The organism is Pseudarthrobacter sp. AB1 (assembly GCF_014926485.1).
In the GTDB taxonomy this organism is placed as follows: domain Bacteria; phylum Actinomycetota; class Actinomycetes; order Actinomycetales; family Micrococcaceae; genus Arthrobacter.
In genome coordinates this window covers 81,891-106,462 of the sequence record NZ_PZKO01000006.1, presented here as the reverse complement: position 1 = coordinate 106,462, position 24,572 = coordinate 81,891, and the positions used below count along the sequence as shown (strand labels likewise).

Genomic DNA, 24,572 nt, shown 5'->3' with positions numbered 1-24,572 from the left:
CACGGGCCGTTGCACAGGAACACAACACAACAACATAACAACACCACAATGTTGTAACCAGATTTCCCACCCGTACAGGCACGCCTGAACGGGCCGGGTAGAAGGGTTACGGCGGTCATAGCGTGGGGGAAACGCCCGGTCCCATTCCGAACCCGGAAGCTAAGACCCACAGCGCCGATGGTACTGCACCCGGGAGGGTGTGGGAGAGTAGGTCACCGCCGGAACATCATTACAGGTCGAGAGCCCCCCAACCACCAGGTTGAGGGGCTCTCCCACGTTAACCACCCAACCCACAAAACACACCCAACCAGCACCACAAACCCGTCCCGGGAACCCCGCAGAAACTGTGCGGGCGGCCACTGGGTGTGTGAACATTCCCACGACGGTGGCCTGTAGACGGATCCATGTCATCTGTCGGTGGGCTCTCGCCTAGAATTGACTGAGATGTACGGACTTCGAAGCGCTTGATTTCGGGTTGCGTAGGATAACGAAACACGGAACGAGCGGCTGCGATTGCGCCAGTGGTCGGCTCATAACAGGAGGAATCCCCATGGCTGAGCACAACGGCGGCAACCGCGGCGGTAAGGACCGCGGTCCTTTCCGCGGCAACAACAATTCCGGCGGCGATCCGCGTGGATTCCGTTCCCGGGAAGACCGTAACTCCGAGGCTCCGAAGCGTGCGCCTGGTTCCGGTGAGCGTAAGCCGTTCAGTGGTGGCGGGGACCGTAAGCCTTACGGTGATCGCGACAACAAGTCGTTCGGTGATCGTCCCCGTCGTGAGGGTGACGGTGAGCGGCGTACCTTCGGTGGTGGTGAGCGTAAGCCGTTCAGTGGTGGTGGTGAGCGTAAGCCTTACGGCGACCGCGACAACAAGTCCTTTGGTGATCGTCCCCGTCGTGAGGGTGACGGTGAGCGGCGTACCTTCGGTGGTGGTGAGCGTAAGCCGTTCAGTGGTGGTGGTGAGCGTAAGCCGTTCAGTGGTGGTGGTGAGCGTAAGCCGTTCAGTGGTGGTGGTGAGCGTAAGCCTTATGGCGACCGCGACAACAAGTCCTTTGGTGATCGTCCCCGTCGCGAGGGTGACGGCGAACGTCGTGGATTGTCGGGCAGCGACAACCGTAAGCCGTTCAGTGGTGGTGGTGAGCGTAAGCCTTACGGCGATCGCGACAACAAGTCCTTTGGTGATCGTCCCCGTCGTGAGGGTGACGGTGAGCGGCGTACCTTCGGTGGCGGGGATCGCAAGCCTTACGGCGATCGCGACAACAAGTCCTTCGGTGATCGTCCCCGCCGTGATGGCGACGGCGAACGTCGTGGATTCTCGGGCAGCGACAACCGCAAGCCGTTCGGCGACCGCCAGGACCGTGCCCCACGCAGCTTCGACCGTGGAGACTCCGGCCCCCGTCAGTTTGGCGGGGAACGTGCCGAAGACCGGCCGGTCCGTGTACCCAACGCGCGTGATCTTCGCAGCGCCAACCGCCCGGACCGCGAGCGTTCGCCGGAAATCGATGAGGATGTCACGGGCAAGGAGCTTGACCGCGCTACGCAGCACCAGATCAAGACCCTTGAGGACAAGAGCGCCGAGTGGGTGGCCCGCCACCTGGTCATGGCCGGACGCCTGATCGACGAAGAGCCGGAGCTGGCCTTCCAGCACGCCCTCGCCGCAAGCCGGCGTGGTGGCCGCCTGGCTGCGGTCCGTGAAGCCGTCGGACTTACCGCTTACGCGGCAGGACACTACGGCGAAGCACTGCGCGAGTTCCGGACCTACCGCCGCATCAGCGGTTCGAACGTCCACCTGCCCGTGATGGCAGACTGCGAACGCGGACTGGGCCGGCCTGACCGCGCCCTCGACGTGGTGCGGTCCGAGGAAGCCAACGATCTGGACGCGCCCGGCAAAGTCGAGCTGGCCATCGTTGCGGCCGGGGCACGGTCTGACCTCGGCCAGTTGGACGCTGCCGTGGCGGAACTTGAAATTGCCCAGTTGGACATAAACCGTGCGTTCTCCTACAGCCCAAGGCTCTTCCGGGCCTACGCAAACGCCCTGGCCGCCGTCGGCCGCGAAGATGAGGCGGCAAAATGGCAGAGGCAGGCCGTCGTGGCTGAAAACGCCTTGGGTATTGGTGCCGATGAGGAACCGGACATCGTGGACCTGGGCTGGGACGAGGAAGAGGAAGCCCGCGAGGAAGCTCAGCGCCGGCACCTGCTGGAGCGCGCTGCCGCAGGTCCCGAGGCCAGTGACTCCACGCCTGCTGCCCGTTCCGAGGTAGCCGCGGACAAGACTGTCGTTGAGACCGCCGGCGTGGATGAAGCCATCGACGACGTGGAATCGGATTTTTTCGAGTCCGATGACGCCGAGTCTGACGAGGATTCCGTCGAAGCGGACGAGCTGGAAGCCGGTGACGCCGAGCAGGATGAAGAAGAGCGCGATGCCGAGCCCACCGAAGCAGACAACAGCACCAACGGCAGCGATGCCCACTCTGAAGGACGGGACAACTAGCCGCTATGACTGAAGTTCCACTGATTTCCCTGTTCGACGCCCTTTTGGCGGACTTGGACGGCGTGGTCTACGCCGGACAGCACGCCATCCCCGGCGCCGTGGACTCGCTACGGCAACTGGAGGGTTTGGGCATTGGCCTCGGCTATGTCACCAACAATGCTTCCCGCACTCCGGCGCAGGTAGCGGCGCATCTTCGTGAACTGGGTGCGCCGGCCGACGACGAACAGGTGGTCAGTTCCTCGCAAGCCGCGGCAGAGCTCCTGGCATCGCTCGTCGCCCCCGGCGCGCGGGTGCTGATCACCGGCAGCCCCGCTCTGGCACAGGAAATCGAGCTCGTGGGACTGACTCCTGTCTACAGCCAGGATGAGAATCCGGTCGCCGTGGTCCAGGGATTCAATCCCGGGATCGGCTGGAAGGATCTGGCCGAGGCATCGTTCGTCGTGTCGGCCGGAGCCCTGTGGATAGCTACCAACACCGATATGTCCATACCGCAGGCTCGCGGCATGGCTCCGGGAAACGGCACGCTGGTGGCGGCAGTAGCCGCGGCTACCGGACAGACTCCGAGGGTTGCCGGCAAGCCGGAGGCTCCGCTGTTCCACGCCGCCGCCAAACGGCTCGCGGCTGACCGCCCACTGGTGGTGGGCGACCGCCTGGACACGGACATCCTCGGGGGCAACAACGCCGGGTTTGCCACGGTGGCGGTGCTGACCGGCGTCGACACCACGCCCAGCATCCTGGCCGCACGTACGGCCGAGCGTCCGGACTACATCATCAATTCCCTCAGCGACCTCCACCGTCCCTACCCGGCCGTGGACAACACTGACGGAACGTACCGCTGCGGGGCCGCCACCGCGCGGGTCTGTGGTGACACGGTCCAGATCAGCGGCAGCGAGAGCGACCTGGATTCGTGGCGGGCCGCCTGCGCCGCCTGGTGGACTGCGGTTCCTGACGCCGCGCGGCCCACCGAGCCCAAACTTGAGTGGCGCGATCATTAGACTGGCCCAATGACTGAGCTGAACAAGGCGCACCATCCGGAAGCAGCCCAGCCAACGCCGGAATGGCCGGTCACAGCTGCGTCGGCAACCACCGATCCGTCCATTGCGGCCCTTGTGACCGCGCTGGACGGCGTCCAGGTGCTACCTGTATCCGAGCACGAAGCCGTTTACAGCGACCTCCACGATGCCCTGCTACATGCGTTGAACGAAGAGGCCCCAAGCGGCGAAGGAGAAGCTTGAGCATGGCACGACTTGACCAGGCGCTCGTCGCCCGCGGCCTGGCCAGGTCCCGGACCCATGCTGCATCGCTGATTGCCGAAGGCAAGGTGAGCTCGGCCGGCCAGGTTCTGTCCAAGGCGTCACTCCAGGTCGACGACGGCAAGGACCTGTCGGTCGAGCAAACGGAAGCGGACAGCTACGTCAGCCGGGCCGGGCACAAGCTGGCGGGCGCTCTGGACGTCTTCCCGGAGGTTACTGTTGCGGGCAAACGGTGCCTGGACGCCGGGGCCTCCACCGGCGGCTTCACCGAGGTGCTGCTGCGGCGCGGTGCGGCACGCGTGGTGGCGGTCGACGTCGGCCATGACCAGCTGGTCGCGCAGCTCCGCGCCGATGGCCGGGTAGCCGTTCATGAGGGCCTCAACGTGCGGTACATGGCGCCGGCGGACATCGGCGGACAGGCCGAACTCACGGTGGCCGACCTCTCCTTCATCTCGCTGACCCTGGTGGTCCTGCCCCTGGCGCTGTGCACGCAGCCGGGCGGTGACCTGGTGCTGATGGTGAAGCCCCAGTTCGAGATCGGCAAGGACCGGCTGGGCCGCACCGGTGTGGTCACCTCCGAGCGCGAACGCCGGATGGCCGTGGAAAAAGTGGCCAATGCAGCGCTCGACGCCGGACTGGACTTATGCGGCTTAGCGGCCAGCCCGCTGCCGGGCCAGGACGGAAACGTCGAATACTTCCTGTGGATAAAGCGCAGGATGGCCCAAGAACTGCCTAAGATCGAAGAGCGCCTCGCAGCCATTGACGGTTTGCTTGGCCGAATTTGGCCGAACCACTAGAAAGCGGAACCCGATGAGCAGGCGAGTACTTGTCCTTGCCCACACTGGCCGCGAGGAATCACTGAAGGCCGCTTGGGAAGCCTGCGCCCAACTCCATGACTCCGGCATTGTCCCCGTCATGCAGGAGTCTGAACTTCGTGACATGGAAAGATTCTTCGGGCAACTTACCCAGCCGGTGGAGATCCTGCACGACCACGTACAGTTGCCGGACGTTGAGCTGGTGATGGTCCTGGGCGGTGACGGCACCATCCTGCGCGCCGCAGAGCTGGTGCGCGAGGTGGACGTTCCCCTGCTGGGCGTCAACCTTGGCCACGTCGGCTTCCTGGCCGAGAGCGAGCGGGCGGACCTGGCCCAAACGGTGGAATGGATTGCCCGCCGCGACTACACGGTGGAAGAACGCATGACCATCGACGTCCAGGTCTGGATCCGCGGACAGAAAATCTGGCACACCTGGGCCCTGAATGAGGCGGCGATTGAAAAAGGCAACCGCGAACGCATGATCGAAGTGGTGACCGAAGTGGACGAGCGTCCGCTGACTTCCTTCGGCTGCGACGGTGTGGTGGTGGCCACGCCCACAGGATCCACCGCGTACGCGTTCTCCGCTGGCGGGCCCGTCGTCTGGCCGGAGGTGGAGGCCCTGGTGATTGTTCCCATCAGTGCCCACGCGCTCTTCGCCAAACCGCTGGTGGTATCGCCTCGGTCCCGACTGGCCGTGGAAGTCCTCACCCGCACCGGCGCCCAGGGCGTGCTCTGGTGTGATGGCCGGCGTTCCGTGGATTTGCCGCCCGGCGCCCGCGTTGAAGTGACCAAGTCCGCCACGCCGGTCCGGCTGGCCAGGACGCACCAGACGCCCTTTTCAGCGCGGCTGGTCCGCAAATTTGAACTTCCCATCCATGGCTGGCGCGGGCCCGTGCCGCAGTCGGAGACCATCCACACCGGACCCATCCCGATCGTCCGGACGCCGCGGCCCAGGCCGCCGCTCCAGCTTGCCTCCGGCGGCCAGCCGGAGGACGAAACCGATCCCGCGACCGCAAAGTGAACCATGCTTGAAGAACTGAGAATCCGCGATCTGGGCGTCATCACCGACGCCACGCTGCCGCTGGGCCCCGGGCTCAGCGTCGTTACTGGCGAAACCGGTGCCGGCAAAACGATGGTGGTCACCGCCGTCGGCCTCCTGCTCGGGGCGAGATCCGATGCCGGGGCGGTCCGGAGCGGCGCGAAGAGTGCCACTGCGGAGGCTGTCCTCAAGCTCGACGCCGGGCATCCGGCGATTGCCCGGGCCGTGGAAGCGGGTGCCGACGTGGAGGAGTTCGACGGCGGCGCCGAGCTCATCCTTGCGCGTCGCCTCGGTGCCGACGGGCGCAGCCGGGCGTTCCTGGGCGGGCGGGCAGCCCCTGTGGGCGTCCTCGCGGAGATCGGAGAAACCCTCGTGGTGGTCCACGGCCAGTCGGACCAGATCAGGCTGAAAGGCGCAGCGGCCCAGCGCGGCGCGCTGGACAAAATTGCCGGCGAGGCGCTGGCGGGCCCACTGACCTCCTACCAGTCGCTCTACAGCCATTGGAAGGCCAGCCAGGCGGAGCTGGAAACCCTGCGCAGCGCCGCCCGCGACAGGCTCCGCGAGGCCGAATCGCTGGAAGTTGCCCTGGCCGAAATCAGCACCGTGGATCCGCAGCCGGGGGAGGACGAGTCACTCAAAGCTGAGGCCGTGAAACTGGCCAACGTGGAAGAGCTGAGGATTGCCGCGAACACGGCTCACCAGGCGCTCATCGCGGAGGACTACGGTGACTCAGGTGATGCCACCACCCTCGTGGACGTGGCGAAAAGAACCCTGGAGCACGTGGCCGAGCACGACGCCGAGCTGGGGTCCGCCGCAACGCGGTTGGCCGAAGTAGGCTTTCTCCTCAACGACATCGCTACGGAGCTGGCCAGCTACCAGGCCGGCCTCGACTCGGAGGGCCCCGAACGCCTGGCCGAGATCGAGGACCGGCGGTCCGCACTGGCCACTTTGGTCCGCAAGTATGCCCCCAGCATCGACGAAGTCCTGGTGTGGGCGGAAAATGCCCGGGTCCGTTTCGACGAGCTGCAGGACGACTCCACCAGGATCGAAGCCCTGGATGCCGACGTGGTCCGGACCGAAGCGGAACTGCAGAAGCAGGCAGCCGCCGTCAGCAAAATCCGGGCCAATGCCGCCAAGGACCTGTCCGGCAGGGTCAGCGCGGAGCTGAAGGCACTCGCCATGGCCGACGCCACGCTGGTCATCACCCGTGAGGCGGCCGCTCAGTTGACACCGCATGGAGCGGATGAGATTACGTTCCTGCTCCAGCCGCACGCCGGAGCCCCGGCCCGTCCTCTGGGCAAGGGCGCCTCCGGCGGCGAACTGTCCCGCGTGATGCTGGCCATCGAAGTGGTGCTGGCCGCAGTGGATCCGGTGCCCACTTTTGTGTTCGATGAGGTGGACGCCGGCGTCGGCGGGCGCGCCGCCGTCGAAATTGGACGCCGGCTGGCCATGCTGGCACAGCACGTTCAGGTCCTGGTGGTCACGCACCTGCCGCAGGTGGCAGCCTTTGCGGACCAGCACATCACCGTCACCAAGACATCCGTCAGAGGGTCCGACGGCGGCACCGCCACCGGGTTTACGTCCAGTGATGTTCGCCTCCTTGACGGCCCGGAGCGGGTGCGGGAGCTCGCCCGGATGCTGGCTGGCCAGGAGGATTCAGAATCGGCCCAGGCCCACGCCCAGGAGCTGCTGGACGACGCAAAACTGCTGCCGCAGCGGGCCTGACGGCGGATGCCCCTTGCTCGGAGGCCGCCTCGCCCTGCACACTGGATCATTTGGGGAGACAGTTCCTGATCGGGGAAAGGCTCAATTGATGATAGGCTCGAATTCCGTGGTGCAGCGATCAAATTCCCGTGTAAATTCCCGGTTCCCGGGCTCGTCCAAGACGACCAAACACATCTTCGTAACCGGTGGTGTGGCGTCCTCGCTCGGTAAGGGACTGACGGCTTCGAGCCTCGGTCACCTCCTGCGGGCACGTGGCCTGTCTGTAACTATGCAGAAGCTTGATCCCTATCTGAACGTGGATCCTGGCACGATGAACCCCTTTCAGCACGGCGAGGTCTTCGTCACTGACGACGGCGCCGAGACGGACCTGGACATCGGGCACTACGAGCGGTTCCTCGACGAAAACCTCGAGGGCTCAGCCAACGTGACCACCGGCCAGGTCTACTCCACGGTGATCGCCAAGGAACGCCGCGGCGAATACCTCGGCGATACCGTCCAGGTCATCCCGCACATTACCGATGAGATCAAGCGGCGGATGCGGCTGCCGGCCGAAGGCAAAAACGCGCCGGATGTCATCATCACCGAAATCGGCGGCACCGTGGGCGACATCGAGTCGCAGCCCTTCCTCGAGTCGGCCCGCCAGGTCCGCCAGGACATCGGCCGCGGCAACGTCTTCTTCGTCCATGTCTCCCTGGTGCCCTACATCGGACCCTCACAGGAACTGAAGACCAAACCGACGCAGCACTCCGTGGCGGCCCTGCGCTCCATCGGCATCCAGCCCGAGGCCATCGTGATCCGCTCGGACCGCGAGGTCCCCGAACCCATGCGCGCCAAGATCGGCCGCATGTGCGACGTCGATATCGAGGCCGTCATCGGATGCCCGGATGCCCCCAGCATCTACGACATCCCCAAGACCCTGCACACCCAGGGACTGGACTCCTACATCGTCCGCGCCCTGGACCTGCCGTTCAAGGACGTTGACTGGACCAGCTGGGACAGGCTGCTCGAAGCAGTCCACAACCCCAAGCACCATGTGGAAATCGCGCTGGTGGGCAAGTACATTGACCTGCCGGATGCCTACCTGTCCGTGACCGAGGCCCTGCGTGCCGGCGGTTTCGCCAACGACACCAAGGTCAAGATCCGCTGGGTACCGTCGGATGAGTGCGAAACCCATGAAGGCGCCGTGGCGTCCCTGGACGGCGTGGACGCCATCTGCGTTCCCGGCGGCTTCGGCATCCGCGGCCTCGAAGGCAAGCTGGGCGCCCTGAAGTACGCGCGCGAAACCAAGCTGCCGGTCCTGGGCCTGTGCCTGGGTCTGCAGTGCATGGTGATCGAATACGCACGCAACGTGGTGGGCCTCGAAGGCGCTTCCTCGAGCGAGTTCGAACCGGATTCGAAATACCCGGTGATCGCCACCATGGAAGAGCAGCTGGACATCGTGGACGGCAAGGGCGATCTTGGCGGCACCATGCGCCTGGGCCTGTACGAAGCCAAGCTCGACGACGGCTCCGTCATCGCAGAGACCTACGGCAAGACCACGGTCAGCGAACGGCACCGGCACCGCTACGAGGTCAACAACAAGTACCGCGACCAGATTGCTGCTGAGGGCCTCGTGTTCTCCGGAACGTCGCCGGACGGCAAGCTCGTGGAATTCGTTGAACTGCCCCGCGACGTCCACCCGTTCTACGTGGCAACACAGGCGCACCCCGAACTGAGCTCACGGCCCACGCGGCCGCACCCGCTCTTCGCCGGGCTCGTCAAGGCCGCCCTGGACCACCAGAACGCACAGGACGCACCGGCAGCCAAGCCGTTGCGTACGGTTGCCGCGAAATAGAACCGAATAAGTAGAGGACGGCGCGATGCCCGGCACACCTGAAACCCCCCAAGCTGCACTGCAGGTTTCGGATGCACCGAGCCCGCGCCGTCTTCTGTCTACGGAGAAGGTCTATAAAGGCCGGATCTGGGATGTGGTCAGCGACAGCTTCCAGCTGAGCGAGACGGGGGAGTCCCTGACCCGCGACTACATCGACCACCCTGGCGCCGTGGCCGTCCTGCCCATGAACGACGCCGGTGAGGTTCTGCTGATCAGGCAGTACCGGCACCCCGTGGGCATGGACCTTTGGGAAATTCCTGCCGGCCTTCTGGACGTGGAAGGCGAGGAGTTTGTGGCGGGGGCTGCCCGCGAACTCGCCGAGGAGGCGGACCTCGCGGCCGGCGAATGGAATGTCCTGGTGGACTTCTTCAATTCGCCAGGTTCCTCCAGCGAGGCCATCCGCATCTATCTTGCCCGCGGCCTCACCGAGGTGCCTCACCACGAACGCCATGAGCGGACCGATGAGGAAGCCGAGATTGAGTTCCACTGGATCGCTTTGGACGACGCCGTGGCTTCGGTGCTGGAAGGCAGGCTGCACAACCCGTCCGCCGTCGTCGGAATCCTGGCAGTCGCCGCGGCGAAGGCTGACGGCTTTGGCGGGCTGCGTCCCGCGGATGCACCCTGGCCTGCGCACCCCAGCCAGCGTTGATGACGGCGACTACTGAGGCAGAAGCCCCGACCCCGCAGGTCCGGCCACAGACTGCCATCGACCTCGCCATCACAGAGTATCTTCAACATATGGGCGTGGAACGCGGCCTGGCCGCCAACACGCTCTCCGCCTACCGCCGTGACCTGGCGCGGTACTCCCGCTACGTGACCTCGGAGGGTTGCCACAGCCCCGGCCAGATCACCCGCCACCACGTGACGGGGTTCGTTATGGCACTCAACGACGGATCCGACGGCGGCACAGCCCTGGGCGTCAGGTCTGCCGCCAGAACCGTGGTGGCGGTCCGGGGGCTCCACAAGTTCTGGGCCCTGGAGGGGATCACTACGACGGACCCCGCCAGCGATGTCCACCCGCCGATGCCGGGCAAGCGGCTGCCCAAGGCCATCAGCGTGGACGAAGTCACGCGGATCCTTGAAGCCGCAGGAGAGGACACCGCCACAGGGCTCAGGGACCGCGCCCTGCTCGAATTTCTCTATTCCACGGGGGCGCGGATCAGCGAGGCCGTGGGCCTGGACGTAGATGACATTGCCCTGCAGGACGCCGAAGCCGGTCCCGCCGTAGTCCGCCTGTTCGGCAAGGGATCCAAGGAACGGCTGGTGCCGCTGGGATCCTATGGGGCGCGGGCTGTGGACGCCTACCTGGTCCGCGGACGTCCGCTACTGGCGGCGAAAGGCAAGGGGACTCCCGCCCTGTTCCTGAACGCCCGCGGCGGAAGAATCAGCCGGCAAAGCGCCTGGACCATCCTGAAGGCGGCCGCGGATAAAGCCAACATCACGAAGGATGTTTCCCCGCACACACTGCGGCACTCCTTCGCGACGCACCTGCTCGAAGGCGGAGCGGATGTCCGAGTGGTGCAGGAGCTGCTGGGGCACGCCTCGGTCACCACAACGCAGGTCTACACCCTGGTCACCGCTGAGACGCTCAGGGAAATTTACGCAGCAGCCCACCCCCGGGCGCTGGGCTGACGCCTGGGGCCAGGCTATAAGGTTGGGGGCATGACGTTTACCCCTGTCACGCTGTGCTTCCTCATCCGTGAGTCCGCCGGCGTGCCACAGGTCCTGCTTGGCCTGAAGAAGACCGGCTTTGGCCGCGGCAAGGTGGTTGGGCTCGGCGGGCATGTTGAGCCGGGGGAGACGGATGAAGAGGCTGCCTGCCGCGAAGTCCGTGAGGAAGCCGGCATTGCAGTCCGGCAGGAGGATCTGCGCGACGCCGGTGTGGTGGCCTTCGATTTCCCGTCCCGCCCGGAATGGAATATGAGAACCCGGCTCTTTGTCGCCGCGCGTTGGACCGGGCAGCCGGCCGAAAGTGCCGAGATACGGCCGGAATGGTTCGACGTCGGCGCCTTACCGGTTGACCGGATGTGGCAGGACGCAGCGCACTGGCTGCCGCTGGTCCTTGGCGGCTCCAGGCTGCGCCTCACCATAGTCCTGAACTCGGACAACGAAACCGTCCGCGAAGTGCTGGACTACTCGAGCCGCTGAGTTTTTGTCCACATATCGCCTGTCCAGGGGCTGGCTGGCTGGATTATCTGGACAAAAACTCCGAGAACGGCCGACGGCGGGCCGGTCACTTTCAAAGGTGACCGGACCGCCGTCGTGCGTCGGTTGGGCCCACGCCGGCGAGGGACCCGAGCCGAGCTTGCGAGGTTTGGGAGCCGGTGGGGAGGATTAGGGTACGTGCCGTTCTTCCGGTCCGTTGTATTCGCTGAGCGGGCGGATCAGGGAGTTGCTGGCCGCCTGTTCCATGATGTGGGCGGTCCAGCCGGTGATGCGGCTGGCCACGAACAGGGGTGTGAACGTGGGGGTGTCGAAACCCATGAGGTGGTAGGTGGGGCCGGCCGGGTAGTCGAGGTTCGGTTTGATGGCCTTGGCCTCGTCCATGGCCTGCTCGAGGCCGTTGTAGAGTCCCAGCAGTTCGGGGCGGCCGTAGTGCGCGATCATCTTGTCCAGCGCGGCCTTCATCGTGGGGACGCGGGAGTCACCGTGCTTGTAGACGCGGTGGCCGAAGCCCATGACTTTTTTCTTCTGGGCCAGGGCGTCCTCCATCCAGGCCTTGGCCCGGGTGGCGGCTTCGTCCAGTGATTCCTCGGGCCGGATGCCGATCTCGTCGAAGGTGTGCATCACGGCTTCGTTGGCGCCGCCATGCAGCGGGCCCTTGAGGGCGCCGATCGCACCGGTCACTGCCGAGTGCAGGTCGGACAGGCTGGAGGTGATGACCCGGGCGGTGAAGGTGGAGGCGTTGAAGGAGTGCTCGGCGTACAGGATCATCGAGACGTTGAAGGCGTCGACAACTTCCGGAACCTGGTCTTCGCCGAAAGCCATCCACAGGAAGTTTTCCGAGTAGCCCAGGTCATCGCGGGGCTCCACGACTTCCTGGCCGCGCCGGCGTCGCTGGTCGTAGGCAACAACGGCGGGCATGGCGGCGAAGAGATCCACGGCCTTGGCCATGTTGGCCTCGGGTGAGGAGTCTTCGGCCAGAGGGTGCCGGGCGCCCATGACCGAGGCCGCGGTCCGGCAGACATCCATCGGGTGGGCGCTGGTGGGAATTGTGTCGACGATCTGCTTTACCACGGGATCAAGGGCACGGCCGGCGCGCTCGCGGGCAGAGAACGCGGAGAGCTCATCGGGGGTGGGCAGTTCGCCGTTCCACAAAAGGAATGCCACTTCCTCGAAGCTGCATTTGGCGGCGAGCTCCTGGACGGGATAGCCGCGGTACAGCAGCGAATTGGTGTCCGGGTTGACCTTCGAAACCGCGGTGTAGTCCACCACGACGCCGGCCAGGCCCTTCTTGATATCAACAGCTTCCATGCTGTCCTCCTTCGTTCATTGGGCAAGCCCGGGTGTGCCGGAATGCTTGCAGTCTCCTTGGTGGCTCCCGGGTCCTAGCGGACGCCGGGAACGTGGAAGTTGAAAACGCCGGTATCGAAGTGGTTGTAGGCCTCGTAGTCCACAAGGTCATATAGCCGCGCACGGGTGAGCATGTTCTCCACCTGGGCTTCCTGCGACCCTGTTGCCTTGATCGATTCCAGAGTACGCTCTGCTGCGCCCATGGCAATGCGTAGCAGCGTGACAGGGTAAATGACCATGTTGACGCCGACTCCCTGCAGCTCGTCCACGGTGAACAGGTCGCTCTTGCCGAACTCGGTCATGTTGGCCAGGATGGGCACGTCCACGGCGTCGCGGATGGCCTGGAACTCGGACAGGTCCTTCATCGCTTCCGGGAAGATGGCGTCCGCTCCGGCATCAACCAGGGCCCGTGCCCTGTCCGTGGCGGCTTCGATCCCCTCCACGGCCCGGATGTCGGTCCGGGCCATGATGAGGAAGTTCGGATCCCGGCGGGCATCAGCGGCGGCGCGGATGCGCTTGGTTGCCGTTTCCAGGTCCACCACGTTTTTGCCGTCCAGGTGCCCGCAGCGTTTGGGGTTGAACTGGTCTTCGATGTGGCAGCCGGCCAGGCCGGCGTTCTCCAGTTCCTGGATGCTGCGGGCTATGTTCATGGGCTCGCCGAAGCCGGTGTCCGCGTCCACCAGCGTGGGTAGGTCGGTCATGCGGGCGATCTGCCCGGCACGGGTGGCCACCTCGGTGAGGGTGGTCAGCCCGATGTCCGGCAGGCCAAGGTCATTGGCCAGGACCGCGCCGGAGACGTAGACACCGGCAAAGCCCTTTTCCTCGATCAGCCGGGCCGAGAGGGGGTTGAACGCGCCCGGGAACTGCTGGATGGTGCCGGACGCGAGCATGTCGCGCAGCGCGATCCTCTTCTGTTCCGGGGTTGTCTTGGAATACAGCATCTGGTTCTCCTGTGCGGGGTGGGTAGGCAGAGCTTAGAAGAGGCCGGCGGGTGAGTTGCTGAGGTCGATGACGCCCGGAGCGGCCGTGATGTTCAGCTGGTCCAGTTCGCCCGGGCCCAGGTCCGGGAGGCTTTCGGCGGCGGCGAGGAAACGCTCGATTTCCTCTTCGGTAACCAGGCCGGCCGCCAGGGTGCGGAACTTGTTGATGTACTGCTGGCGGGCGAACGGGCGGGCGCCGAGCGGGTGGGCGTCGGCTACGGCGATCTCATCGGTGATGACCGTGCCATCGTTCAGGGTGATCTCCACGGATCCGCCGAAGGCCTTCTCGGCGATGTCCAGGGAGTGGTAGCGGCGGGTCCATTCAGGGTCTTCCACGGTACTGACCTTGTTCCACAGCTCCACGGTGTCGGCGCGGCCGGCACGCTCGGAGCTGTAGGAGTCCGCATGGTGCCAGGAGCCGTCCTGAAGTGCCACGGTGAAGATGTACGGGATGGAGTGGTCAAGGGTTTCGCGGCTTGCCGTGGGGCTGTACTTCTGGGGATCGTTGGCACCGGAACCGATCACGTAGTGCGTGTGGTGGCTGGTCTTGATCAGGACTGAGGCCACGTTGGCCGGGTCGGTGGCCTCCGGGTGCTCGGTGTGCAGCTTGCGGGCCAGGTCGATCCAGGCCTGGGCCTGGTATTCCGCGGAGTGTTCTTTGGTATACGTGTCCATGATGGCGCGCTTGGCTTCGCCGGCCTCGGGCAGCGGGACCTCGTAGGAGGCGTCCGGGCCATCCAGCATCCAGGCGATCACGCCGTCCTCGCCTTCGTAGATCGGCACGGGGGAAGTCTGGCCACGCATGGAGCGGTCCACCGCTTCGACGGCCATCTTGCCTGCAAACGCCGGGGCGTGGGCCTTCCAAGTGGAGATTTCGCCCTTGCGGGACTGGCGGGTGGCAGTGGTGGTGTGCAGGGCCTGGCCCACCGACTGGAAGATCGTCTCGACGTCCAGGCCCAGGAGGGTGCCGATACCGGCCGCGGCAGACGGGCCGAGGTGCGCAACGTGATCGATCTTGTGCTTGTGCAGGCAGATCGCCTTCACGAGGTTGACCTGGATTTCATAGCCTGTGGCGATGCCCCGGATCAGGTCCTTGCCACCTGCGCCGACGTGCTGCGCAACGGCGAGAATGGGAGGGATGTTGTCGCCCGGGTGGGAATATTCCGCGGCCAGGAAGGTGTCGTGGTAGTCCAGCTCGCGGACGGCCACGCCGTTCGCCCAGGCTGCCCACTCGGGGGAGACCCTGTCCGTGATGCCGAAAACGCCGGAGCCCTTGCCGTTGGTGGTCGGTGCGTGGGTCAGTGCCTGGGCCCGGGCAGCGACAATCGGTGCTCGGTTCAGTGAAGCGATGGCCACGGAAGCATTGTCGATGACACGGTTGATGACCATCTCGGTGACCTCGGGCGTGACCTCGACGGCGTCGGCGGCGACGACCGCGATCTTGTGTGCCAGCTGGTCTTCACGGGCGAGGTTTTCTTCGCTCTTGTAGACGCGGACGTGGTTAAGCTTAACCATGGGGCTCCTTCTTAGTGCTGTGGGTGGGTAGCTTTGACGTGGGAAAGGCTGCGGTGCAGGTGCAGGGTGGTGGCTGCTTCGGCGAGCCTGGCGTTGCCTGCGGCGATGGCCTCGGCAATGGCCGCGTGCTCGACGGCGGCCGCGTACAGTCGCGGTGCGTCATCGGCAGCGAGGCGGCGGACCCGGACCAGATGGACCCGCAGGCTGCGCATCGCCTGTGCGAGGTAGGAGTTTGAGATGGCAGCGTCGATCGCCTCATCCAGCCGGCCCACCAGTGCGTAGTACTCATGGCGGGCAGGATCGGTGTCACTGATCAGCTCCTGCGCCCGCAAAAGATCGGTGTGGAGATTCGCAAAGACAGCGCGCTCGCCGCGTTCGGCAGCGAGGGCAGCAGCCTTGCCCTCCAGGGTTTCGCGGAGCTCGAACATCTCATCGATGTCCTCCAGCGAGATATCGGTGACGACGACGCCGCGGCCGCCTGCCGCCGTCGTCAGCCCTTCTGCGCTGAGCCGGCTCAGCGCCTCCCGGACCGGAGTGCGTGAGACGCCCAGGCGCTCCGACTGCTCCACTTCGGCGAGGACCGTTCCGGGCGTCAGACGCCATTCGATAATGTCTTCGCGAAGTGTTGCATAGGCTTTGTCGCTGGCCCGCAGGGTGCCTCCCGTCAATCTGCTCATGGGCCCTAGTGTATACACGAATTGCCGAATAGCCCAGCAAAAGCCGGTTCAGCAGCGGCATGGCCGCATGTATGTATACATGGGTCTTGTCTGGGGCGGGCTGCCCGCATAGCATGGTGGCAACACAGCGACGTGAACGGGAGCCCATGACGGTCAGCGGAAATTACCGGGAAGCATATTCGCGCAGCATCGAACACAAGGAAGCCTTCTGGCTCGAGGCAGCAGGCGGCGTGACCTGGACCAGGACTCCGGAAGCCGCGCTTGATGGATCGGCCGCCCCGCTGTTCCGCTGGTTTCCCGATGGCATCCTCAACACGAGCTACAACGCCCTGGACCGCCACGTTGAGGCCGGCCGCGGGGACCAGGCTGCCCTCATCTACGACTCCGCGATGCTGGGGATCAAGCGCACGTACAGTTACGCCGAACTGACGGACCTAGTGGCGCGGTTCGCGGGTGTGCTGCGCTCGCAGGGAGTCCTCAAGGGGGACAGGGTGGTCATCTACATGCCCATGATTCCCGAGGCCGCCATTGCAATGCTGGCGACGGCGCGGCTCGGGGCCGTGCATTCGGTGGTCTTCGGCGGGTTCGCGCCCAAGGAACTCGCCGCCCGCATCAAGGACGCCGGTCCGGCGGCGATTGTGACGGCATCGGGAGGAATTGAGCCTTCGCGCAGGGTGGAGTATCTTCCGGCGGTCGCCGAAGCGCTCGAACTCGCCGGTGCCGGGCAGACGCCCGTCATCGTCAAGGACCGGGAAGGCTTCGTGCACCCGGCCTCCGGGTATCCGGACTGGTTGGACTGGGAGGTGTGCATGGCGGATGCCGCCCCGGCGGCAGCAGTGGACGTCGCAGCAGCCGATCCCCTCTACATCCTCTACACCTCGGGCACCACCGGCACACCGAAGGGCGTCGTGCGCGACAACGGTGGTCATGCTGTCGCGCTCAGCTGGACCATGGCAAACATCTACGACGTCGGTCCGGGTGACGTGATGTGGACCGCCTCCGACGTCGGCTGGGTGGTGGGGCATTCCTACATTGTTTATGGCCCGCTTCTGGCCGGTGCCACCACGGTCCTCTACGAGGGCAAGCCCGTGGGGACCCCTGATGCGGGAGCGTTCTGGCGCGTCGTGCAGGACCACAAGGTCAACGTCCTCTTTACCGCGCCCACCGCCCTGCGCGCGATCCGCAAAGCCGACCCCCAGGCGGCAGAGCTGGGCCGGTACGACATCTCCACCCTGCGCACACTGTTTGCCGCCGGCGAGCGGCTGGACACGGACACCTACCGCTGGGCAGGTGAGGTCCTGGGCGTTCCTGTGGTGGACCACTGGTGGCAGACCGAAACCGGCTGGGCCATCTGCGCCAACCCGCGCGGGCTGGAGGACCTTCCCTTCAAGCCCGGGTCACCGACGGTGCCCATGCCCGGCTTCGAGCTGAAGATTGTGGACGGCTCCGGGGCTGCCGTGCAGCCGGGGGAGGAAGGCAACATTGTCCTGCAGCTTCCCTTGCCTCCCGGTACCCTGACCACCCTCTGGCAGAACGACGACCGTTATGTGTCCTCGTACCTTGCGGCCTTTGAAGGCAGCTACGCCACAGGCGACAGCGGCTACCGGGACGCCGACGGCTACGTCTTTGTGATGGGCCGGACCGACGACATCATCAACGTGGCCGGACACCGGCTGTCCACGGGTGCGATTGAGCAGGTCATCGCCAGCCACCCCGCCGTCGCCGAATGTGCCGTGATCGGTGTGGCGGATCCCCTCAAGGGTCAGCGCCCCAGCGGCTTCGTGGTACTCAAGGCAGGTGTGACCGCCAACGCGACCGAGGTGGTCCGCGAGCTGATCGCCCTTGTCAGGAAGGACATCGGGCCGGTGGCTGACTTCAAGCACGCCACGGTGGTCGAAGCACTCCCCAAGACCAGGTCAGGGAAGATCCTGCGCAAGACCATGCGCCAGATCGCCGACGGCGACGAGTACATTGTGCCCTCAACGATTGAGGATCCCGAGGTGATCGGGCAGTTGCTGGGCGTGCTCCGGCCGGACGGCGCCGTCTAGTACCCGCGGTAATAACTGATGGGTCCCAACGCAAACGCCGCGTCAGTGGCCCCGGTGCTGGGGGCCCGGAAGGAAGCCATCTCCTCTGCTTAGCCTCGGGCTCCACGGAAAACACGCCTGTAGTATCAGGGCCGCTTCCAGGCGTACTCGTTTTCCGGCCGGCCGGGCGTTCCATAGCGGGGCGCCCGGGAGGCGATGCCGGCGTCGGCGAGGTATTCGAGGTAACGGCGGGCCGTCACGCGGGACATTCCAAGCGCCGCCATGACCTCTGTGGCCGAAACGGATCCCGCATGGTGTTTCAGGTAGTCCCGGACTGTGCCCAGCGTGGAGACGGAAAGGCCCTTCGGGAGGGGCATTTCCGACGGCGCCCGGAGGCTTGCGAAGGCCTGGTCAACCTCGCTCTGGGATGCGCCGGTCCTCCCGGCTCCGGACCCAGGGGTTGCCAGCTGCTGCCGGAACAACCGGTAGCTCGAGAGTTTGTCTTCGAACGTGGCAAAGGTGAAGGGCTTTATCAGGTACTGCACCACACCGATGGCCACCGCGCTCCGGACAATCGCCACTTCCCGGACCGCGGTGATGGCAATAATGTCCGCCAGGATTCCTGCAGCACGCATCCGCCGGGCGATGTCCAGGCCGTGCAGGTCCGGCAGGTTCATGTCGAGCAGGACCAGTTCCACCGGCTCGCCGGCAGCGGCGAGCTCGCCCAGCAGCCTGAGCGCGGACTGGCCGTCCGGGGCCGTTCCGGCCAGCATAAATCCTGTCATCCTGCCCACGTAGGCTGCGTGCGCGGCCGACGCCACCGGCTCGTCTTCCACCACGAGGACGCGGATATCGGTCACTGGAACTGCTCCTCTTTGTCGGTTCCGGCGGCCATGGCCGGCAGGAAGACCTGGAAGCGCGCGCCGTCCGTGCCTGTGATGCTCATGGTACCGTCCAGGCGCTGCACGGCCTGGCGGACGAGGGCCAGGCCAATGCCGCGTCCGAAGGGGCCGGATGCCTTGGTGCTGAAGCCGTGCCGGAAAATATCCTCCACGGCTGCGGGGTCCACGCCCGATCCGGAATCCTCCACGGTGATGTCCAGCCCCTCGGCGTCGGACTCCACAGTCAGTTCCACAGTTCTGGGGGCCGCGCCGTCCGCGGCGGCGTCGATCGCGTTGTCCAGGAGGTTTCCCAGGATGGTGACGAGGTCCTGGACGGCCAGGCCCGCGACGGACGCGGACCCCTCGGTGGAGAGCGTCAGCTTCACCCCGCGCTCATTCGCTTCCGCAGCTTTGCCCATGATCAGGGCGCTCAGGACGGGCTCGTCCACGGAGCTCACCATCTCGTCAGTCAGCTGCTGGCTCAGTTCGAGATCCTTGGTGGCGAATTCCAGGGCCTCCCGGGTCCGCCCCAGCTCCAGCAGGGAAACCATGGTGTGCAGCCGGTTGGCGTGCTCGTGGGTCTGGGCGCGGAGGGCGTCGGACAGCGTCCGCATCGTTTCCAGCTCGCTGCCCAGTGATTCGATCTCTGTCCGGTCGCGAATGGTGGCCACGGTGCCGAACACCGGCGGCCGGCGGAGGCCGGGGGAGTCGGGCCCGACGGCCGGGCCCTGGTTCACCACCACAATCCGCGGGCCTGTCAGGTGAATTTCATCGTGGGCTGCGCGGCCGGATTCAAACAGTTCTTTCAGGCTGGGGGCCAGCGGAAGGTTCGTCAGGAAGGGCGGCCGCGACGGGTCGTCTGCCGAATCGCGGGGCTGCAGTCCCAGCAGCTCGGCTGCCTGGTCGTTGTACATCACCACCCGGCCTTTGGTGTCGATCAGGATCAGTCCCTCACGCACGGAATGCAGGACCGATTCGTAGTAGGCGAACAGCTGCGCCAGCTGCTCCGGACCCCACCCCCTGGTCACCCGGCGCAGGTAGCGGCCCAGCAGCCAGGAAGCCAGGGATCCGCCCACCAGCAGGGCCAGGCCGGGGGCCAGCAGGGCGGGCAGTCGGCCGGAGAGCGCCACGTCCACGGTCCGGACCGTAACGCCGGCAGCGACCAGTGCCTTGACGTTGCCCGCCGCATCCTTTACCGGAACAACCGTGCGTACCGACGGGCCAAGCGTTCCTGCTGTGACCTCGGTGAACACCTCCCCGCGCAGGGAAGCCTCAATCGAGCCGATGTACGGCCTGCCCAGCTCCTCGTTCCGGGGATGCGTCCAGCGCGTCCTGTCCGGCGCCATGATGGTGAGGAAGTCCACCCCTGACCCGGCCATAACGTCCAGGGCGTAGGGCTGGAGCAACGCTGACGGATCCGTCTGGTCCGAGGCCTGGAGGACCAGCGGATTAGCGGCGACGGCGGCAGCAACACCCGTCATCCGCCGACCTGCTTCCTCATAGCTCCGGTCCCTGGCGTCGACGAATGCAACGGTGCCCGCAATCGCAATGAAGGCCAGCACAATGAGCAGATTCGCCACAAACAGCCGGCGGGCGATACTCCAGCGGTGGATCATCAAGCACCTCCCATGACCAATATGAACGCAACCGTGAGCTAAGTCACGGTATGGCCAATGATGGATATCACACCGGACCGACGCGAAGAGCCCAGAGAATGCGCCGCAGCGTCTACCAGATCATCCATATATCAAGGAGACACATCATGGCTTCTCAACGAGGAGAGTCGCTCGGCACCGTGAAAACGCGGCGCAAGGGCCTGGACAAATCCCATTACCTATACATTGCCGTTATTGCCGCCGTTATCCTGGGCGCCGTCGTCGGCCTGCTGTTCCCCGAGGTTGGCAAATCACTGAAGCCGCTCGGCGACGGCTTTATCAAGCTCATCAAGATGATGATTGCACCGATCATCTTCTGCACCATCGTCCTGGGTATCGGCTCCATCGCCAAAGCCGCCACGGTCGGCAAGGTGGGCGGCCTGGCGCTTGGCTATTTCTTGCTGATGTCCACGTTCGCGCTCGGCATCGGCCTGGTAGTGGGCAACCTGATCCACCCGGGTGAGGGTTTGAAGCTGGCGGCGTACGACCCCAACAAGAAGGCGGAAGTCGACAGCACCGTTGCCTTCCTGCTGGGCATCATTCCGGGCGACATTCCGGTTCTGCCCACGCTCTTCGCCGCCATCCTCGTAGGCTTCGCCCTCCAAAAGATGGGCCCGCAGGGCGCTCCTATCCTCAAGGCCATCGGCCACGGCCAAGTGCTGGTATTCCGCATCCTCATCATGATCATGTGGCTTGCCCCCGTCGGAGCTTTCGGTGCCATCTCCGCCGTCGTCGGAGCCACCGGCTTCCAGGCGATCGTCAGCATGTTCACCCTGATGGCCGCTTTCTACATCACCTGCGCACTGTTCATCGTCATCATCCTGGGTGGCCTGCTCAAGGTGGTTACCGGCGTCAACATCTTCAAGCTCATGAAGTACCTGGCCCGCGAGTATCTCCTGATCTTCTCCACCTCCTCCTCCGAGGCTGCCCTTCCCCGCCTCATCGCCAAGATGGAACACCTGGGCGTCTCCAAGCCCGTTGTTGGCGTCACCGTCCCCACCGGATACTCGTTCAACCTGGACGGCACGGCCATCTACCTGACCATGGCCGCCCTGTTCGTAGCCAACGCGATGGGTACCCCGCTGGATCTGGGTGCCCAGATTTCCCTGCTGGTCTTTATGATCATTGCCTCCAAGGGCGCCGCCGGCGTCACCGGTGCCGGCCTGGCCACCCTTGCTGCAGGCCTCCAAGCGCACGCGCCGCAGCTGCTGGGCGGCGTCGGCATGATCGTGGGCATCGACAGGTTCATGTCCGAGGCACGTGCGTTGACCAACTTCACCGGCAACGCCGTCGCCACCGTACTGATCGGCACCTGGGTCAAGGAAATCGACAACCAGCAGGTCGGCAAAGTCCTCTCGGGCCAGGCCCCCTTCGACGAGCAGACCATGATCGCAGGACACGGCGAGCCGTTGTCCGATTCCGCCAAGGCGCCGGTGCTGACCAACGCTTAAGCGGCCATCGGCACCGAATCATGAACACGCAGGAATGCCCGCACAGCCCCGGCTTGCGCGGGCATTTCCTGCGTCCGGAAGCCTAACCTTCGACCTCTAGTAGAAGGTAAAGGCTCAGAATCCCGCTAAAGTCAAGTTCCCTCGAATACCGTGTCGGGGCCTGTAGCCTAGGTTGAAAGCAGGATCAGCGCTGGAGCTCCAGCGGCAGGAAAATCACCGTCATCGAAAGTGTGGATAGATACGTGAGCAGCGAACAGGGTTCGGCAACTCTGGAAGGCACAGAACTCGATCTGGAAGACGCCGTGATGGGCCCCACCGGGCGCCCCCACCGCGAATTTCCGGAACCCGCCCCGCTGTCGTCCCACGGTCCCGCGCGCGTGATCGCAATGGTCAACCAAAAGGGCGGCGTTGGTAAGACCACGTCCACCATCAACCTGGCAGCGGCCCTTGCCGAATACGGCCGCAAGGTACTGCTGGTTGACTTCGATCCGCAGGGTGCGCTTTCCGCGGGCCTCGGCATCAACCCGCACGAACTGGACCTGACGGTGTACAACGTCCTCATGGACCGCAAGGTGGACATCCGCGACGCCATCCACCGGACCGGCGTCGAAAATGTGGACCTGCTGCCGGCCAACATCGACCTCTCCGCCGCAGAAGTGCAGCTGGTCAACGAAGTAGCCCGTGAGCAGGTCCTGGACAGGGCGCTGAAAAAAGTCGAAGACGATTACGACGTTGTCCTGATCGACTGCCAGCCCTCCCTCGGCCTGCTGACGGTCAACGCCCTGACCGCCGCCCACGGCGTGATCATTCCGCTGATCTGCGAGTTTTTCGCCCTCCGGGCAGTAGCCTTGCTGGTAGAAACCATCGACAAGGTCCAGGACCGGCTGAACCCTGGCCTGCAGGTTGATGGTGTCCTTGCCACGATGTACGACGCCCGTACGCTCCACAGCCGCGAAGTCATCACCCGTCTGGTGGAAGCCTTCGGTGACAAAGTCTTCGAGACCGTCATCAAACGCTCCATCAAGTTCGCGGACGCCACCGTCGCGGCCGAGCCGATCACCAGTTACGCCGGCAGCCATATCGGTGCCGATGCCTACCGCCGCCTGGCCAAAGAGCTGATTTCGCGCGGCGGAGCGCCCTAGCCAGGCCGTGGCCGAGTCCAAACCCGGCTTTGAGGTGCGGCTGGCCAACTTCACCGGCCCGTTCGACCTCTTGCTGGGCCTGATCGCCAAGCACCAGCTGGATATTACCGAGGTGGCCATTGCCACCGTCACTGATGAGTTCATCAAGTACATCAGGAAGCTCCAGAAGCTCGGCGAGGAATGGGCACTGGACGAAGCCAGTGAATTCCTGGTCATCGCCGCCACCCTCCTGGACCTCAAAGCGGCGCGGCTCCTGCCCGCCGGCGAAGTGGAGGACGATGAAGACATCGCCCTGCTGGAAGCACGGGACCTCCTTTTTGCGAGACTTCTCCAATACAAGGCATTCAAACAGGTGGCGGCTCTGATGGCTGGAACCCTTGAACAGGAAGCCGGCCGGTTTCCGCGTCAGGTGGCCTTGGAGGAGCACTTTGCCGCCATGCTCCCGGAACTGGTGTGGAAGCACTCGCCGGAACAATTCGCCCGCCTGGCCGAGTCCGCTCTGAAGCCCAAGGCGCCGCGGCCCACCGAGGTGGGCCTTGCCCACCTGCATGGGAGTGCCGTCAGCGTGAAGGAACAGGCCGAGATCCTGGGGCTCCGGCTCCAGCTGGGGAAGCCCCTGTCTTTCCGCGCGCTGATCGCCGACGCCGATTCCACATTGGTAGTGGTGGCCAGGTTCCTGGCCCTGCTGGAGATGTTCCGGGACAGGGCAGTGTCCTTTGACCAGGTGACGCCGCTTGGTGATCTCACCGTGCACTGGACAGTGGATGGCCGGGAATGGTCAACAGAAAACCTAAGCGAAGAATACGAGGAACTGCCGTGAGTCAAGAACTTCCGGAGCCGGGCGTTGACGTCCGGGATCTTCCCGGCGGCGCAAAGGCTGCACTCGAGGCGGTCCTGATGGTCCTGGACCAGCCAGCCACCGCCATCGAACTGGCCGCCGGCCTTAACCTGACCGTCGCTGTCGTCGAAGAGTTACTGGCGGAACTGCAGCAGGAGTATAGCGGCTATACTGTTAAAGCCCCGGACATGGACGATGCCAGCGATTTTGGTTTCAGTGCCAGCCCCCGGGGTTTCGAATTGCGGAACATCGCCGGTGGCTGGCGGATCTACTCCCGCGCAGACTTCGCCGAGATCGTCGGACGGTTTGTGCTTGAGGGTCAGACGGCCAGGCTCACACAGGCGGCTCTGGAAACACTGGCTGTCATCGCGTACCGCCAGCCTGTCTCCAGGGCCAGGGTGTCTGCAATTCGAGGAGTCAATGTCGATTCTGTCGTACGGACATTGACCCAGCGCGGGCTGATCGAAGATTCGGGACATGATCCTGAGTCGGGCGCCATCCTCTACCGGACCACGTCGTATTTCCTGGAACGGATGGGAATCGGCTCCGCAGCGGAACTGCCTCAGCTTTCACCCCATCTTCCGGGGCTTGAGGGCATCTCGGAGTTCTACGACGCCGACAGAATGTAGGCGGGAAATCCCGCGTACGCACACGAATATTCATAAGGGCAGATAATTTCTGCATGGCTGGCTAGGGT

Annotated in this window: 22 protein-coding genes and 1 rRNA gene; 16 read left to right on the top strand and 7 right to left on the bottom strand. The window is 64.9% G+C overall.

What is annotated here, in order from left to right; translation table 11 throughout:
• Positions 1-107: 107 nt before the first annotated feature.
• Positions 108-224: ribosomal RNA gene (gene rrf / locus DAD99_RS01425) — 5S ribosomal RNA — on the top strand.
• A gap of 53 nt (positions 225-277) precedes the next feature.
• Here rrf and DAD99_RS21470 read toward each other — a convergent pair.
• Positions 278-1,594, bottom strand: a complete 1,317-nt coding sequence (locus DAD99_RS21470) for a hypothetical protein (RefSeq protein ID WP_227007485.1) — start codon at positions 1,592-1,594, stop codon at positions 278-280.
• On the opposite strand from DAD99_RS21470, the gene DAD99_RS21465 reads away from it, so the two are divergent.
• The 10 genes from DAD99_RS21465 (at position 1,583) to DAD99_RS01375 (ending at position 11,344) form a co-directional block, all read left to right on the top strand.
• Entirely contained in the window at positions 1,583-2,491 is a 909-nt protein-coding gene (locus DAD99_RS21465; protein WP_309233173.1) for a hypothetical protein, read from the top strand. The two genes, DAD99_RS21470 and DAD99_RS21465, sit on opposite strands and share 12 nt — an antisense overlap.
• Before the next feature lie 5 nt (positions 2,492-2,496).
• Positions 2,497-3,486, top strand: a complete 990-nt coding sequence (locus DAD99_RS01415; RefSeq protein WP_193340041.1) for an HAD-IIA family hydrolase — start codon at positions 2,497-2,499, stop codon at positions 3,484-3,486.
• Positions 3,487-3,495: 9 nt separating this feature from the next.
• Positions 3,496-3,726 carry a hypothetical protein gene (locus tag DAD99_RS01410; RefSeq protein WP_193340040.1) on the top strand — a complete coding sequence of 77 codons (231 nt, stop codon included), beginning with the start codon at positions 3,496-3,498 and terminating at the stop codon, positions 3,724-3,726.
• 2 nt (positions 3,727-3,728) lie between these two features.
• Complete coding sequence (locus DAD99_RS01405; protein WP_193340039.1) at positions 3,729-4,541, top strand: TlyA family RNA methyltransferase; 813 nt, start codon at positions 3,729-3,731, stop codon at positions 4,539-4,541.
• A gap of 13 nt (positions 4,542-4,554) precedes the next feature.
• On the top strand, positions 4,555-5,580 hold the full coding sequence (locus DAD99_RS01400; protein WP_193340038.1) for an NAD kinase: 1,026 nt from the start codon (positions 4,555-4,557) through the stop codon (positions 5,578-5,580).
• A gap of 3 nt (positions 5,581-5,583) precedes the next feature.
• Entirely contained in the window at positions 5,584-7,323 is a 1,740-nt protein-coding gene (recN, locus tag DAD99_RS01395; protein WP_193340037.1) for a DNA repair protein RecN, read from the top strand.
• An 88-nt stretch (positions 7,324-7,411) separates the two neighbouring features.
• Positions 7,412-9,157 (top strand): CTP synthase, encoded by a 1,746-nt coding sequence (locus tag DAD99_RS01390; protein ID WP_193340036.1) that lies wholly within the window; start codon positions 7,412-7,414, stop codon positions 9,155-9,157.
• Between the two features lie 25 nt (positions 9,158-9,182).
• Positions 9,183-9,845 carry an NUDIX hydrolase gene (locus DAD99_RS01385; protein ID WP_193340035.1) on the top strand — a complete coding sequence of 221 codons (663 nt, stop codon included), beginning with the start codon at positions 9,183-9,185 and terminating at the stop codon, positions 9,843-9,845.
• Positions 9,845-10,828 carry a site-specific tyrosine recombinase XerD gene (gene xerD, locus DAD99_RS01380; RefSeq protein ID WP_227007484.1) on the top strand — a complete coding sequence of 328 codons (984 nt, stop codon included), beginning with the start codon at positions 9,845-9,847 and terminating at the stop codon, positions 10,826-10,828. The genes DAD99_RS01385 and xerD overlap by 1 nt, the downstream gene beginning before the upstream one ends.
• Before the next feature lie 30 nt (positions 10,829-10,858).
• Positions 10,859-11,344: an 8-oxo-dGTP diphosphatase gene (locus tag DAD99_RS01375; RefSeq protein WP_193340034.1), complete on the top strand. Its 486-nt coding sequence runs from the start codon at positions 10,859-10,861 to the stop codon at positions 11,342-11,344.
• A 186-nt stretch (positions 11,345-11,530) separates the two neighbouring features.
• On the opposite strand, the gene DAD99_RS01370 is transcribed toward DAD99_RS01375, so the two are convergent.
• From DAD99_RS01370 to DAD99_RS01355, 4 genes are all read right to left on the bottom strand, one after another.
• Positions 11,531-12,670 carry a bifunctional 2-methylcitrate synthase/citrate synthase gene (locus DAD99_RS01370; protein ID WP_185263184.1) on the bottom strand — a complete coding sequence of 380 codons (1,140 nt, stop codon included), beginning with the start codon at positions 12,668-12,670 and terminating at the stop codon, positions 11,531-11,533.
• Positions 12,671-12,744: 74 nt separating this feature from the next.
• Positions 12,745-13,650 (bottom strand): methylisocitrate lyase, encoded by a 906-nt coding sequence (gene prpB, locus DAD99_RS01365; RefSeq protein ID WP_185263185.1) that lies wholly within the window; start codon positions 13,648-13,650, stop codon positions 12,745-12,747.
• Between the two features lie 33 nt (positions 13,651-13,683).
• Positions 13,684-15,204, bottom strand: a complete 1,521-nt coding sequence (locus DAD99_RS01360; protein WP_193340033.1) for an MmgE/PrpD family protein — start codon at positions 15,202-15,204, stop codon at positions 13,684-13,686.
• Positions 15,205-15,215: 11 nt separating this feature from the next.
• Entirely contained in the window at positions 15,216-15,857 is a 642-nt protein-coding gene (locus DAD99_RS01355) for a GntR family transcriptional regulator (protein WP_185263710.1), read from the bottom strand.
• Positions 15,858-16,027: 170 nt separating this feature from the next.
• Here DAD99_RS01355 and DAD99_RS01350 point away from each other — a divergent pair, with 170 nt between their 5' ends.
• Positions 16,028-17,929: an AMP-binding protein gene (locus DAD99_RS01350; protein ID WP_185263187.1), complete on the top strand. Its 1,902-nt coding sequence runs from the start codon at positions 16,028-16,030 to the stop codon at positions 17,927-17,929.
• Between the two features lie 125 nt (positions 17,930-18,054).
• On the opposite strand, the gene DAD99_RS01345 is transcribed toward DAD99_RS01350, so the two are convergent.
• Entirely contained in the window at positions 18,055-18,768 is a 714-nt protein-coding gene (locus DAD99_RS01345) for a response regulator (protein WP_185263188.1), read from the bottom strand.
• Positions 18,765-20,405, bottom strand: coding sequence for a sensor histidine kinase (locus DAD99_RS01340; RefSeq protein ID WP_193340032.1), 1,641 nt, complete (start codon positions 20,403-20,405; stop codon positions 18,765-18,767). Before DAD99_RS01340 ends, DAD99_RS01345 begins: the two co-directional genes overlap by 4 nt.
• Positions 20,406-20,551: 146 nt before the next feature.
• Between DAD99_RS01340 and DAD99_RS01335 the strand changes: the two genes are divergently transcribed.
• From DAD99_RS01335 to DAD99_RS01320, 4 genes are all read left to right on the top strand, one after another.
• Positions 20,552-21,895 (top strand): cation:dicarboxylate symporter family transporter, encoded by a 1,344-nt coding sequence (locus DAD99_RS01335; protein WP_193340031.1) that lies wholly within the window; start codon positions 20,552-20,554, stop codon positions 21,893-21,895.
• Between the two features lie 242 nt (positions 21,896-22,137).
• Positions 22,138-23,037: a ParA family protein gene (locus DAD99_RS01330; protein ID WP_185263190.1), complete on the top strand. Its 900-nt coding sequence runs from the start codon at positions 22,138-22,140 to the stop codon at positions 23,035-23,037.
• Positions 23,038-23,044: 7 nt separating this feature from the next.
• On the top strand, positions 23,045-23,857 hold the full coding sequence (locus DAD99_RS01325) for a ScpA family protein (protein ID WP_193340030.1): 813 nt from the start codon (positions 23,045-23,047) through the stop codon (positions 23,855-23,857).
• Positions 23,854-24,504, top strand: a complete 651-nt coding sequence (locus tag DAD99_RS01320; protein ID WP_309233172.1) for an SMC-Scp complex subunit ScpB — start codon at positions 23,854-23,856, stop codon at positions 24,502-24,504. The genes DAD99_RS01325 and DAD99_RS01320 overlap by 4 nt, the downstream gene beginning before the upstream one ends.
• The last annotated feature ends 68 nt before the right edge of the window (positions 24,505-24,572 follow it).

What these genes read in the sequence shown, in the direction of transcription:
- DAD99_RS01415 (WP_193340041.1), top strand. Translation starts at nt 2,497, where the DNA reads ATGACTGAAGTTCCACTGATTTCCCTGTTCGACGCCCTTTTGGCGGAC.
- DAD99_RS01410 (WP_193340040.1), top strand. Translation starts at nt 3,496, where the DNA reads ATGACTGAGCTGAACAAGGCGCACCATCCGGAAGCAGCCCAGCCAACG.
- DAD99_RS01405 (WP_193340039.1), top strand. Translation starts at nt 3,729, where the DNA reads ATGGCACGACTTGACCAGGCGCTCGTCGCCCGCGGCCTGGCCAGGTCC.
- DAD99_RS01400 (WP_193340038.1), top strand. Translation starts at nt 4,555, where the DNA reads ATGAGCAGGCGAGTACTTGTCCTTGCCCACACTGGCCGCGAGGAATCA.
- recN (WP_193340037.1), top strand. Translation starts at nt 5,584, where the DNA reads ATGCTTGAAGAACTGAGAATCCGCGATCTGGGCGTCATCACCGACGCC.
- DAD99_RS01390 (WP_193340036.1), top strand. Translation starts at nt 7,412, where the DNA reads ATGATAGGCTCGAATTCCGTGGTGCAGCGATCAAATTCCCGTGTAAAT.
- DAD99_RS01385 (WP_193340035.1), top strand. Translation starts at nt 9,183, where the DNA reads ATGCCCGGCACACCTGAAACCCCCCAAGCTGCACTGCAGGTTTCGGAT.
- xerD (WP_227007484.1), top strand. Translation starts at nt 9,845, where the DNA reads ATGACGGCGACTACTGAGGCAGAAGCCCCGACCCCGCAGGTCCGGCCA.
- DAD99_RS01375 (WP_193340034.1), top strand. Translation starts at nt 10,859, where the DNA reads ATGACGTTTACCCCTGTCACGCTGTGCTTCCTCATCCGTGAGTCCGCC.
- DAD99_RS01370 (WP_185263184.1), bottom strand. Translation starts at nt 12,670, where the DNA reads ATGGAAGCTGTTGATATCAAGAAGGGCCTGGCCGGCGTCGTGGTGGAC.
- prpB (WP_185263185.1), bottom strand. Translation starts at nt 13,650, where the DNA reads ATGCTGTATTCCAAGACAACCCCGGAACAGAAGAGGATCGCGCTGCGC.
- DAD99_RS01360 (WP_193340033.1), bottom strand. Translation starts at nt 15,204, where the DNA reads ATGGTTAAGCTTAACCACGTCCGCGTCTACAAGAGCGAAGAAAACCTC.
- DAD99_RS01350 (WP_185263187.1), top strand. Translation starts at nt 16,028, where the DNA reads ATGACGGTCAGCGGAAATTACCGGGAAGCATATTCGCGCAGCATCGAA.
- DAD99_RS01340 (WP_193340032.1), bottom strand. Translation starts at nt 20,405, where the DNA reads ATGATCCACCGCTGGAGTATCGCCCGCCGGCTGTTTGTGGCGAATCTG.
- DAD99_RS01335 (WP_193340031.1), top strand. Translation starts at nt 20,552, where the DNA reads ATGGCTTCTCAACGAGGAGAGTCGCTCGGCACCGTGAAAACGCGGCGC.